Below are 12329 nucleotides of genomic sequence, written 5' to 3'. Positions count from 1 at the left end.
ATACCGCCCGCCTGCTCGTCGGGATTGGTTGATTCCTGCAATCAAGGCGTTGCCGGATCGGCCGGTTCGTCGGACTGTCGGGCAGAGAGCCCCGCCCGAGACGGAGTACCCCTGATGAGCTTCATGCCGGACAGCCAGACAACGAGCATCGCCACCCACACCAACGAGGACATCTACATCCGCGACCGGAGCCTGTGCCGCGAGTTGATCGGCAAGCTCAGCTTCACGGACATGATCTATTTCCAGATCCTCGGTCGCATGCCGACACCGGCCCAGAGCGCGGTCGTGGATGCCTGTCTCGTTACCCTGATGGAGCATGGCCTGACTCCGAGCGCGCTGGCGACCCGGCTGATCTACTCAAGTGCGCCGGAAGCAATGCAGGCCGGGGTGGCGGCCGGGCTTATGGGCGTCGGCAGCGTGTTCGTCGGCACCATGGAGGGTTGTGCGGCGCTGCTGACCGAGATCCTGGCGGCACCAGAGGGTGTCGCCGCTGCGGCGCTGAGAATTGCGCAGGAACATCGCACCGCGCGCAAGCCACTGCCGGGGTTCGGTCACCATCTGCACAAGCCCGACGACCCTCGCTCGATCCGGCTGTTCGAGGTGGCGCGCGATCAAGGCATTGCCGGCCGCCATGTCGAGGCGATCCTGACCCTGTCGGCGGCAATCGACGAGGTCTATGGCAAGCACATCACCATCAACGCCACCGGCGCCATCGCGGCCTGTCTCGGCGACTGCGGTGTGCCGGCGGAGATCCTGCGCGGCTTCGCCCTGATCACCCGTTGTGCCGGGCTGGTCGGGCATATCCACGAGGAGCAGCACAAGCCGGCCATGCGGGTGATCTGGGAGACCGCCGAGCATGCCGTCGCCTATGACGGAGCCATCCCGGAGTCCTGATGCTCAGCCGGTGCGCGTGGCCAGGGATTCGGAGATCGCCCGGGCAGTGGCGATCACCATCTCCGCCAGGATCGGCAGGCGGTTGGTCGGCAGGCGTTCGGCTGGGCCGGTGGCGCTGATTGCTCCGATCACCGCACCGTCAGGTCCGCGGATCGGAGCGCCGACGCAGCGGATACCGTACTGCCGTTCCTCCAGGTCCAGGGCATAGCCGCGTCCGCGGGTCCGGTCCAGATCCTCGCGCAGCGCTTCGGCGGTGGTGATGGTGTTGCCTGTGAACGCTTCCAGCCCTGCGGCAATCACCCGGTCGACGACGGCGCCGGGTTGGAATGCCAGGATCGCCTTGCCGGTGCTGGTGCAGTGCGGCGGCTCCCGCTCGATCGTGACCAGTTCGTTCCGCGCCGGCTGCATTTCGCGCCGGTCGATCGACATGACGTTGAAGCCGTCGAATGCGCAGAGATGCGCGGTCTCGCCGCTTTGGTTCACCAGTCGCTCGGCGTGCGGCCCGGCGACATGGAACAGGGCCAAGTCCGACAGCACCACGTTGCCCAGCGCGACCAGCTTCAGCCCGAGGCGGTAGCGGTCACGGGTACCGTCCTGGACAACCAGCCCGGCATCCCGCAGGGCGGCGAGCAGCCGGTGGGCCGTCGCCTTCGGCAGGTCGAGGCGTTTTGCGATGGCGCCGAGCGTCATCGACGGCTCGGCCCGGCTGAAGCCTTCGAGCACGGCCACAGCCTTGTGCAGGGACTTCATGGCAGATGGTTGTTTGCTCATCGTCGTTCCATAATATGGAACGACGGAGATTTGTCCAAGGTTTGTTGAATCGACACATTGACGTAATCAGTTGACATAAGAATACTCAATGAAGAACAGCGATGATATTTATATTCCACAGTATGGAATAATGGAGAGGGCAATGTCCGACCTGACAGGCGTCATCCCACCGGCGACGACGCCGTTCAACGCAGTGGGCGATATCGACTTCGCGGCAGCCGCCGAGCAGATCGGCTGGCTGATCGCCAACGGCGCACACGGTGTCGCGGTCGGCGGCTCCACCGGCGAAGGCCAGACCCTGGAGGCCGGGGAGTTCAGGGATCTCGTCCAGGCATCGACCGAAGCAGCGGCGGGCCGGGTTCCGGTGGTGGCCGGGATCATCACCGACAGCACCCGCGAGGCGGTCCGGCGCGGACGCATGGTCGCGGATCTCAAGACGGCGGCACTGCAGGTAACACCGGTCCACTACCTGTTCCGGCCGAGCGACGAGGCGATGGTCGAGCATTTCCGTACGCTGGCCGGCGAGACCGGGCAGAAGATCATTATCTACAACGTCGTGCCGTGGACCTACCTGTCGCCGGCGCTTCTGCTGCGGATCATGGACGAGGTGCCGGACGTTATCGGCGTCAAGCAGTCGGCTGGCGACCTGAAGCTGTTCGCCGACCTGATGGCCGATGTTAAGCCGGGCAAACGGATCTTCAGCGCGGTCGACGCCCTGATGTACCCGTCCTATGCACTCGGGGCTCACGGCTCAATCGCCGCCATCCTGTCGGCGGCCCCGCGTTCGTCGGTCGATCTGTGGGACGCGGTGAAGGCCGGTGATCACGTCAAGGCGCTCGACCTGCACCTCAAGCTGTTGCGGTTGTGGAACGCGCTGATGCCGCACGACAACCTGCCGGCGTCCACGAAGTACGCGCAAAGTCTCCAGGGCTGTCCCTCGGGCCTGCCACGGCAGCCGATGACAATGCCCGATACGGCACACCAGGCACGGATCCGCGAGGCGCTGAAGGGGCTTGGTCTGGCTGGCTGATGCCCCGCACGTGGGGCCATCGCGCTGGCGTGACATCCCCTCTCGCCTTGGCTCCGCAAATCGGCTATTAGCCGATGGTCCGGTCGCTCGGCCGGGTTTGTGTCGGCAGAGGTGTGGACCCGGAACGGTGCTGGGGCGCGGCGGTTTTATCGCAGCAACAATCCTTCTTAGTGCTTTCGGCATCCTGGCCGACGTGGCACCGGTGCGGGCCTCGTCGACGGTCGCCGGACCGTACTACGACACCAAGGTACTGAACGCCGAACTGGTCAAGGCGTCGGATGCCCTCGACCAGATCGCGATCGATCTACCGGAAGAGGTATCGGTTCGTGACGTACTGCTGCTGGCCCTCAACGTCTACTATGAGGCGCGCGGCGAGGGTGTATCGGGCAAGGCTGCGGTTGCCCACGTCACATTGAACCGGTTGAAGGATGGGCGCTGGCCGGCGACGCTGACCGGTGTGATCTTCCAGCCCGGGCAGTTTTCCTGGACCCGCAAGCCGGGCAAGATCGAGGATCCGGAAGCGCTGAAAGCGTCGGTGATGGTGGCGGCCAAGGCGCTCATGGGCACGTTGCGGGATCGTACCGGCGGTGCCCTGTACTTCCACGCCGCCCGGCTTGGCGATCCCGACTGGACCCAGGGCCTGACTCGGGTCGCTCAGATCGGTGCCCATACGTTCTACGCTGACTGATCCTCCGCTCCGGCAACAACCAACGAACCGGTAGGGTCAGGCCCTACGCAGATTTCCATGGTTGTCGAATCTGAACGTGACGCCGGCCGTTCGGTAACCTTGCGAAACCGCCTTGAGGAAGTTGCGCCGGTCCATCAGCCCGGCACGAAACCCGCGCAACGCGTACATGACTTCGTCGCCGAGCGCGCTCTCCGACAGAGTGCCCTTCAGTAACGCGCGTGCCGCGTAAACGACTTCGTCGGTCGTTATCGTAAATTCTCTTTCTTCGAACGATTCAGTGCGCATTTGAATTCAATCAATTGTTAAAATATAAAATAAAGTGATCACAATAGAATTTGTTATACTAAAAATATACCATTGATATACTGATGCAATTAAGAATGATCATTGTAATATATTGATAGACGGCATTTTATTGCTGACGATTTTATTATATGATTTTGAAGCATTTATTCTGGACAACCAGTTTCGAAACAGCCCTCGACCGGTTGGGTCCCACGACCGTCTCTCCAGTTGGTTTTGATCGGGTATGCGAAGCGATATGCCCCGCGCCAGATCACGGGTGTACTCGCGAACAAGCGTATCGGCGTCGTACTCGGGGTGGTTCAGTAGATAGATTGCGCGTCGTGTCTGGTCTTCGGCCAGGCCGAGGCCGGAAACACTCGAGAGTGCAAGCGCGCGAACCGTACCGTCGGCTGGCAGGTCCGAAAGCCGAACCTCCGCCCAGCGTGACACTGGCATGTCGAGTGGCAACGGCACGCCGCGTAGGGGTGGTGACCGGTGATCGAGTGGCACGTGTGGAAACACTCCGAAGCATTTTTCTGCGAGCATTGTCTTGGGCACCCGATGGTCGTGCCAAAGCGCCGCCATCGCCGCCCAGCAGACATGCATTGATGGAACCGACCCGGCGGTCAGCCAGTCCAGGATTTCGGTCAATCCGGACCAGTACCGTACAGCTTGATAGGGTAGGTGCTCGACCGGCGCGCCGGTGACAATCACGCCGTCCAGATGATGCAGTTTGACGGTTGACCATGGTCGATAGAAAAGTCGGACATGCTCGGGGTCGGCGTTCTGGGGCTCATAGCTGTCAGGCAAGGTGAGAATCAGACGCACAGGCCGGTCGCCGGCTGCGAGCAAACGGGCAAACTGGGCTTCCGTGGTTGGCTTGTCGGGCATGAGATTGATCAGGGCGACATTCAGCGGTTGGACCGGACCCGCGAACGGCACTGCAGCTTGGTCATCGTACACCGCGATGCCTTCGTGTCGCAGCGCGGTCACGGCGGGTAGTTCCTTCGGAAGAATAAGCATGACGGCTTGATCCCACTTGCTGGACAGGGCGGGGCGGACTGAGCCGCCCCGCCGTTTGTTCAGGCCGCTTCGGCAACCTGATCAAGTCCGTCCAGGGCCTGTGCCAGGTCGGCCTTGATGTCGTCGAAGTGCTCGATGCCGACGGACAACCTGACGTAACCAGGCGTTGCGCCGGCGGCTTGCCGGTTCTCCGCGCTGAGCTGCTGGTGGGTGGTCGAGGCAGGGTGAATGGCCAGCGAGCGCGCATCGCCGATGTTGGCCACGTGGTGCAGCAGTTTCAGCCGGTCGATGAAGGCCATTCCGGCATCGATTCCGCCGGCCAGCTCGAACCCGACGAGCCCGCCGTTGCCGCCGGGCAGGTATTTTGTGGCGCGCTGGCGCGCGTCCCCCGAGAACTGGCTGGGGTGGATCACCCTGGTGACCGACGGATGATCGGCCAGGAAGCGCGCCACTGCGTCGGCATTCAGGCAATGCTCGCGCATCCGCAACGGGAGCGTCTCCAATCCCTGTAGGAACAGGAAGGCGTTGAACGGGCTCATGCAGGCAGCGGTGTCCCGCACGACACAGCAGCGGGCCCTGAGGATGTAGGCGATCGGGCCGAGCGTCTTGACCACTTCGGTCCACACCGCGCCGTGGTAGCTCGGGTCCGGCTGGTTCAGGGCCGGGAACCGCTCGGCGTGCTTCTCCCAGTCGAATTGACCGGAGTCGACGATCACGCCGCCAATCGAGTTGCCATGCCCGCCGATGTATTTGGTGGCCGAGTACACCACCACATGCGCGCCGTGGTCGAACGGCCGACAGATCAACGGCGCCGCGGTATTGTCGACGATCAACGGGATGCCGAGTTCTTCGCCGATCAGGGCCACTTCCTGGATCGGAAACGGTATGAGTTTGGGATTTGGCAGAGTCTCGCCGAAGAACGCCCGTGTCCTAGAGTCGGCTGCGCGGCGGAAGGCCTCCGGGTCGCTTGGGTCGACGAACCGGACGTCGATTCCCATCGCCTTCAATGTGTGAGCGAACAGATTCCATGTGCCGCCGTAAAGGTCGGTGCCACTGACAATGTTGTCGCCGGACTGGGCAATGGTCGTGATCGATGTGGTGATTGCGGCCTGGCCGGAGGCCACTGCAAGCGCCGCGACTCCCCCCTCGATTGCGGCCAGACGCTGTTCGAGGACGTCGGTCGTCGGGTTCATTACCCGAGTGTAGATGTTGCCGAGCTTCTGCAGTCCGAACAACTCCACCGCATTCTGCGTGCTCTCCAGGTCGAACGAAGTGGTTTGGTAGATTGGAACCGCAACCGCACCTGTAGCCGGGTCGGCGCGGAAGCCGGAGTGCAGGGCCTGCGTCTGAGGGTGCTTCGACGTCGTCACGATGGTCTCCTGGTTGTTATGACTGGAGAGAACGCCCGCCTTTCATGCGGCAGGGCGCTCCCCGAAACGGACCGCCGCGTCTTCGCGACCGATCACATGGTTGCCAATCGCGCGTGCGACCGGGTTCGGATGGGTGAGGGGGAGCATGTGTCCCGCACCGTGAATTTCATTGAGGGCTGCATCAGGCAGCATCTGTGTCAGCCGCTCGACTATTCGGCGGGCAATCGGCCGGGTTCGGCTGCCGTGCAGCAGGAGCGTTGGGGTGTTCAACCGGGCGACCATCTGCAATGTAGCGGTCTCGCTGGTGGTGGACGTGAAGTTCTGGGAAATGGCCGCTGCTCGGCGCAGCAGGGAGTCCTGTGCCAAGGGCGCCAGCGATCGCCAGGTGCCTGCGCCACTCCAGTAGTCGACGAAATGCTCGACGCTCGGCCGGACGTCTTCAGCGGCCAGTCCTTCGGCGATGTGGACTCCGACTTCGCAGATCTCTTTGAAGAAGGTGCGATCCGATCCCTGTCCGTTCCGCAGCAGGAAAAACGCCGCGGGCTCGATCAAGGTCAGGCTGCGGATGATCTCGGGACGGTTGAGCGCTGCAACCAGCGCGACTGCTCCGCCGTAGGAATGGCCTACCAGATGCACTGGTTCACCGATGAACCCGGCCAGGGAGCTGACGATGGTCGCGTCGTCTGCGAGACGCATCGGATTGCCGCCGGGCCATGGCGCTGACCCGCCGTGGCCAAACAGATCCGGCATGATCAGATGATAGCGGCATCGGTTTGGCCCTGCGGCCGGCGGATCCGCCAACAGGGTGTTGGCGACGTGGCGCCAGTGGCTGCCGCTGCTGCCACTGCAGTGCAGGAGGACGACCGGGGTCCCCGATCCTGCCGTGCGTACCGCGAAGGCGCCAACGTCAGTGTTGATGATCTTCATTGTCCACCCCCATCCAGGCGGCTGTTCCGGGCGGTACGGTCAGCCGCGTGCGATGAGGGGGACACTTAGGCAGGGAGTGTTTCGCCAGCGTGTCTGCCGGCGTGAACTTGGTTTCAGGAATGTTTCAATTCGAAAATTCTTCCTGAACCAGATGGATTTTTGTCAGGTGATGTTTGAATTAGAAAACTGTATCTGGCGCTACACTCACTCAATCGCAGGGGTGAACAGGTAACCGGATCCACGGATCGTCTTGATGATCTCCGGTTTTGCTGGGTTCACCTCGATCTTGCGCCGTATCCGGGCGATCCTGATGTCAATCGATCGGTCGAACGGCTCAAAGTTCCGGTTGTGGGCGAGATCGAGGAGCTGGTCGCGTGTGAGCACACGGTTGGGCCGTTCGGCGAATGCCTTGAGCAGGTCGAACTCCATGGCGGTGAGCGGGATCTCGGATTCATCCGGGCCATGCAGCTTGTGGGAGTCGAGGTCCAACCTGCAGTCGCCGAAGCGGACCTCACGGTGACCTGATCCCCGATCATGGGTCTGCTCCGGTGCCCGTGCGACCCGCCGGAGCACGGACCTCACCCGTGCAAGGAGTTCGCGCAGATCGAATGGCTTCGTGAGATAGTCATCCGCGCCCATTTCGATACCCACTACCCGGTCGACCACCGAGTCGCGTGCCGTCAGCATGATGACACTGGCACTGCTCTCACTTTGCAGCCAGCGCGCGATCGACAAGCCATCCTCGCCAGGCATCGTGACGTCCAGTACGGCGAGGTCGACACGGCTGTGCTCGAGGATCCGGCGCAGAGCAACACCACCATCCGCCTTGGAAACCTTGTAGCCATTGATCTCAAGATACTCAGCAACGGTCTCGCGGATGTCCCGTTCATCATCGACAACGGCGATGTGAAAGCGGCCACTCATCCCTTGTCCTCCCGCAGGCCGAGTTGCATCACCAGCGCGCGCAGATCGGTTGGAGCGATCGGCTTTTCCAGGTATGGCCGCCCGCAACGCTCCAGGAACTGGCGAATTTTCGGACTCATCGTGTCGCCAGTCACGAACGCCAACCGGCGCAACAGGCTTGGATAATGTCCTTTCAGCAATTCATGGAGCGTCGGACCGTCGAACTCGGGCATCCTGATGTCGCTCAGGATCACATCGTAGGATTGGTGCGCGAGTTGCTCCATTGCAGCGCGGCCGGACGTCGCGACCGAAACGAGGTGGCCGATGCCCGAGAGAACTTCGGAAATCATGGCGGCGACTTCCGGCTCGTCGTCAACCACCAGGACGGACAGCGCCCCCGCTGGAGCGCTGCATGTTTCCGCGGTGTTGCGATGCACCGCGATGTGATGCGCGGGGAACTTCAGGACAAAGGTGGCACCGCCCCCGGGCGTCCGCTCCAGGGCAATGGATCCACCATGGGCTTCCACGATACGGTGGGCAATTGCCAGTCCAAGCCCGGTGCCGTGGCCCGTTCCCTTGGTAGTGAAGAACGGTTCGAATATTCGCGATGCCACTGCATCGGGTACGCCCACGCCGTTATCGGACACCTTGATGACGACCTCGTCGGATCGCCGGTTGTGGGTCGTCGATATGCGTAGCTGATGCGGTAGGGGGGCCTCGATCAGCGCGTGCTGGGCATTGACGATCAGGTTGGTGACCACCTGATTCAATTGATCGGCGTCTGCCAGTATCGGCGGTATCAGTGGGGCGAACTTACGGCAGATGGTGATCTCGGCGGCGCGCAGCGTGTAGCCGGTGACTTCTAGGACGCCTTCGATCATCGCGTTGACGTCGACCGGCCGGGCTTCCAAGGGGCCTTGGCGTGCCATGGCCAGGAATGTGCGGACGATCCTTGCGCACCGATCGGCGGCTTCGCCGATCTTGCGCGCCCGCTCGGCGGTTCTGGGATCGTTTGCTGTCTCGCGCATCAGCAGCGCTTGACCCACCACCACCGACAGCGGGTTGTTCAGTTCGTGACTGACGCCGGCGAGCAACTCGCCGAGTGCACTCAGCTTCTCGCTCTGGTGCAGTGCTTCGCGCTGTTGCGCCATTTCGGCTTCGATGCGATGTCGATCAGTCAGATCGAACACGCTCGACACGACGACCTGTTGGCCTTGGCAATCGATCTGGCGTGCGGATACCGCACCAACGAACTCCGTACCGTCGGTTCGGCAGAAGGTTGCCTCGAACGCGTCCACCGCACCGTTGCGGCGCAGGAGCTCAAGGTATCGGTCGCGTTCCTCGGGATTGACGAAGAAATCTCGAGCCGAAAGATCTCCGGCGAGCGAGTCCCGAAGGAACAATCGGCGCGATTCCGGACTCTCGTACAGGATCCGACCGTCCTCGGCTCGGGTCATGCCGACGGTCACCGGGGCAGCCTCCAGGATCCGGCGAACAATCGCCTCGCTGTCGCGCAATGCCAGTTCTGCGCGTTTGCGATCGGTGATGTCGGCGCGCAATGTCACCGATCCACCTTCTGTGGTCGAGTGCCGGCTGATCTCGCGCCAACTCCCGTCTCTCAGCTCCAGCTCGATCGGCTTGCGGCCGATCTGGCGCAGACGCTCAACGATCCAGGGAATCTGGCTGCGGTCACCTTCGACGATCCGGCCATCAAAACGTCTCAGGTGCTCGAAGAAGGCCGGGCCGGCGTTCTCGGGGGTCAGGCCGACCAACTCATCTGGCGGCTTTCCATAGGGGCGGGCGAAAGCCGAATTGCAGAACAGCACACGGTCATCGGCATCGCTGACAACGAAACCGTCCGGTAGGCTTTCGATCGCATCTGTCATCAGTTGGATCAGTCTTCGGCGTTCCTCGCGCGCCGCCATCCGTTCCGAAATATCGCGCACCTCGCCGATCAGGAGATAGGTCGGCCCGGTGGTGGTCGCTGAGATCGTCAGTTCTGCCGGAAACGTCGAGCCATCTGCCCGCATGGCTTTCACTTCAATGCGCCGGCAGTCTTTCAGCCGGCCTCCGTGCTCTCGAAAGCGGCGTATGCCGTCGGAGTGGCGCTCCCGGAACTCCGGTGGAATGATCAACTCGGCCATCGACTGTCCGATCACCTCGGCGCGCGTATAGCCGAACATTCGTTCTGCGGATGGGTTGAACTCGACCACCAGCCCGGCCGGATCCGTAGCAAGTATGGCATCCACCGCGTTGCTGAGCAGTGCCTGTGTGACCGCCTCGGCGGTGTCCACCCTGGCGACGGCTTCCTTTTCGGCCGTGATGTCGAGCATGCACCCGACCACGGCGTAGCGGCCGTCCCCATCTGAATCGACCATACGCAGGGTGTCGCGAAGCCATGACCAGGCACCGCTCTTGCGTTTGAACCGGTACTCCAGCGTCAGCTCACCGGTAGCTGGTAGCCGGCTCATTGCATCGAAATAAGCTTGGCGGTCATCCGGATGAATCAGCGAAGCGCCGTACCCAGGCTGCCGGGTGAAGGCTTCGGCGGTATGGCCGGTCAGCCATTCGATGTTGTCGCTGATGAATCGGGTCCGCCGCTGTCCCCGCGGTTCGGCGATGTAAAAGATCGTGCTCGACTGGTTGACCGCAAAGTCGAGCAATGCGCGCCGGTGCAACTCGTCCATGGGAGCGGAGTCAAGCGTCGGCAGCGGCGGGATTGACATGGCAAGCGCGCAGCGAAGACGCCGCGACCCGGCGCCGGGACGGTTATGGTACGGGGTTTGCCGTCCCGGCGCCATTGTTCGGCGCCTTACATCGATACACGGCGTGGGTCGACATACGGACGGTCGACTACTTCCATCGCAATGGACGTCACCTGCGACCGCCGCAGGCCGATATCCGCGAGGAGTCGGTCGTCGAGGCCGGCGAGCAGGTCAGCTGTCCGACGGATCCGGTGTCGGCGAACCGCTGAATGGATTGGGGTTGCGAGGATCGCCGCCAACCGTGTAGCCGCGGCGACAGCACGGGCCGCGAACATTCCAGCGAAAACGGGGTTGCTGACGAGCATCGGGGCACTCCTTTCGGTAGAACCGGAGGGTTCCGGTCATCGTTGGGAGGCCTCTTTAGGGAGCGACGGTTTCGGATTGACCACAATGTGGCTGGAAAAGTGTTTCAATTGTTTCAGCAGGTTGGTCCGGCCACTACGCCCGAGTCCCGTAGCGCACCGATGGTGTCATCGTCGAGGCCGAGCCCGCGTAGGATCTCACCCCCGTCCTGGCCCAGGACCGGCGGAGCGCATGACGCGGTCGGTCCGTCGGCATCGGTGGTGAACGGCGCCCCGGTCAGCCGCATCGGCGACTGGAAACCAATCGGCGCCGGCACCTCCATCAGGATGTTGCGGTGGGCGAGTTGCGGTTCGGCGACGGCTTCCGCGATCGAATTGACCTTGGCGATCGGCACGCCGCGGCGGCCCAGCCGCGCGGCCCAGTTGGCGGCGGTGTCGGCGGCGAACGCCTCGATGATGGTGGCCCGGACGTCGGCGGCGTTGGCGCGGCGTGAGGCGGTGTCGGCGAAGCGCGGATCGCTGAGCAGCTGGCCGATGCCGGCTTCGTCAAAGATTGCCTCGGCGTGGTGCTGCATGGTCGCCGACATCAGCACTAGCCCGTCGGCGGTCGGAAAGCAGTCGGCGGTCGGCAGGTGGGTGGCCGAGCTGTTGCCGATCAGGCTCGGCACCATGCCGTCGACCGTGTACTGGCATACCGACGGGGCCTGGATCGCCAGCGCCGAATCGAGCATTGACAGGTCCACGTACTGGCCTTCGCCGGTGCGCTCGCGTCGGAACAGGGCCGCCGCCACCGCGAAGGCGCCGCACGCCCCGGTGAACAGGTCGACCGGGAAATAGCCGGTGCGGGTCGGCCCTGTGTCGGCGTGGCCGTTGCTGGCCATCATGCCGGACGCCGCCTGCACGGCTCCGTCATAAGCCGCCTCGGCCGCCTTCGGCCCGGTCGAGCCGTAACCGGTCAGCGCGCAGTAGACCAGCTTCGGATTAACCGCTCGCACCGCCTCCCAGCCCAGATCCAGCCGGTCGATCACCCCCGCTCGGAAATTATGCACCACCACGTCGGCGCCCTTGATCAGGTCGAGGGCGACCTGCCGGCCGCGCGGGTCCTTCAGGTCGAGGGCGAGACTTTGCTTGCTGTGGTTCAGCGCCAGGAACGGCGACGCCATGCCGTGGGATGCATGCGGGCTCGGCAGCATCCGGTCGCGCATCTGGTCGCCGCCGACGGGCGGCTCGACCTTGATCACCTCGGCGCCGAGCAGGGCAAGCTGCAGGGTTAGGAACGGCCCCGACAGAACCTGGGTGAAGTCGATCACCCGTATGCCGTCGAACGCCTGTGTCATTCAATCTTCCTCCCTGTACGCGGCGCGGTAGTTC

At 63.2% G+C, this 12329-nt stretch carries 12 protein-coding genes; 3 read left to right on the top strand and 9 right to left on the bottom strand.

Annotated features, from left to right (window positions below):
* The first annotated feature begins 114 nt into the window (after nucleotides 1–114).
* Nucleotides 115–894, top strand: coding sequence for a citryl-CoA lyase (locus RIC54_RS01730; RefSeq protein WP_350095264.1), 780 nt, complete (start codon nucleotides 115–117; stop codon nucleotides 892–894).
* A 3-nt stretch (nucleotides 895–897) separates the two neighbouring features.
* Here RIC54_RS01730 and RIC54_RS01725 read toward each other — a convergent pair whose 3' ends face one another.
* Nucleotides 898–1665, bottom strand: a complete 768-nt coding sequence (locus tag RIC54_RS01725) for an IclR family transcriptional regulator (RefSeq protein ID WP_350095261.1) — start codon at nucleotides 1663–1665, stop codon at nucleotides 898–900.
* A gap of 142 nt (nucleotides 1666–1807) precedes the next feature.
* Here RIC54_RS01725 and RIC54_RS01720 point away from each other — a divergent pair, with 142 nt between their 5' ends.
* Together RIC54_RS01720 and RIC54_RS01715 are read left to right on the top strand one after the other, a co-directional pair.
* Nucleotides 1808–2695 carry a dihydrodipicolinate synthase family protein gene (locus RIC54_RS01720; protein WP_350095258.1) on the top strand — a complete coding sequence of 296 codons (888 nt, stop codon included), beginning with the start codon at nucleotides 1808–1810 and terminating at the stop codon, nucleotides 2693–2695.
* A gap of 127 nt (nucleotides 2696–2822) precedes the next feature.
* Nucleotides 2823–3383: a cell wall hydrolase gene (locus RIC54_RS01715; RefSeq protein WP_350095255.1), complete on the top strand. Its 561-nt coding sequence runs from the start codon at nucleotides 2823–2825 to the stop codon at nucleotides 3381–3383.
* A 36-nt stretch (nucleotides 3384–3419) separates the two neighbouring features.
* Here RIC54_RS01715 and RIC54_RS01710 read toward each other — a convergent pair whose 3' ends face one another.
* The 8 genes from RIC54_RS01710 to RIC54_RS01675 all read right to left on the bottom strand — a co-directional run bounded on the left by RIC54_RS01710 (nucleotide 3420) and on the right by RIC54_RS01675 (nucleotide 12295).
* Entirely contained in the window at nucleotides 3420–3668 is a 249-nt protein-coding gene (locus tag RIC54_RS01710) for a hypothetical protein (RefSeq protein ID WP_350095252.1), read from the bottom strand.
* A gap of 99 nt (nucleotides 3669–3767) precedes the next feature.
* Nucleotides 3768–4691 (bottom strand): homoserine O-acetyltransferase/O-succinyltransferase family protein, encoded by a 924-nt coding sequence (locus RIC54_RS01705; RefSeq protein ID WP_350095249.1) that lies wholly within the window; start codon nucleotides 4689–4691, stop codon nucleotides 3768–3770.
* Nucleotides 4692–4750: 59 nt separating this feature from the next.
* Nucleotides 4751–6064 carry an O-acetylhomoserine aminocarboxypropyltransferase/cysteine synthase family protein gene (locus RIC54_RS01700; protein ID WP_350150483.1) on the bottom strand — a complete coding sequence of 438 codons (1314 nt, stop codon included), beginning with the start codon at nucleotides 6062–6064 and terminating at the stop codon, nucleotides 4751–4753.
* A 39-nt stretch (nucleotides 6065–6103) separates the two neighbouring features.
* Complete coding sequence (locus RIC54_RS01695; protein ID WP_350095246.1) at nucleotides 6104–6988, bottom strand: alpha/beta fold hydrolase; 885 nt, start codon at nucleotides 6986–6988, stop codon at nucleotides 6104–6106.
* Nucleotides 6989–7192: 204 nt separating this feature from the next.
* The gene (locus RIC54_RS01690) at nucleotides 7193–7912 is read right to left on the bottom strand and encodes a response regulator (RefSeq protein ID WP_350095243.1); all 720 of its coding nucleotides are present in this window, start codon (nucleotides 7910–7912) and stop codon (nucleotides 7193–7195) included.
* Nucleotides 7909–10578: a PAS domain S-box protein gene (locus RIC54_RS01685; RefSeq protein WP_350095240.1), complete on the bottom strand. Its 2670-nt coding sequence runs from the start codon at nucleotides 10576–10578 to the stop codon at nucleotides 7909–7911. Before RIC54_RS01685 ends, RIC54_RS01690 begins: the two co-directional genes overlap by 4 nt.
* Before the next feature lie 125 nt (nucleotides 10579–10703).
* Nucleotides 10704–10931: a YjiS-like domain-containing protein gene (locus tag RIC54_RS01680; RefSeq protein WP_350095732.1), complete on the bottom strand. Its 228-nt coding sequence runs from the start codon at nucleotides 10929–10931 to the stop codon at nucleotides 10704–10706.
* Between the two features lie 143 nt (nucleotides 10932–11074).
* A complete protein-coding gene (locus RIC54_RS01675; protein WP_350095237.1) occupies nucleotides 11075–12295 on the bottom strand; it encodes a CaiB/BaiF CoA transferase family protein in 1221 nt (406 codons plus the stop codon).
* Nucleotides 12296–12329: the final 34 nt, after the last annotated feature.

Origin of the sequence: Thalassobaculum sp., from assembly GCF_040219215.1 — a bacterium.
Classification (GTDB): Bacteria; Pseudomonadota; Alphaproteobacteria; order Thalassobaculales; family Thalassobaculaceae; genus Thalassobaculum_A.
Note: the sequence above shows the minus strand (reverse complement) of the source record. Positions and strands in the feature narration are given on the sequence as shown.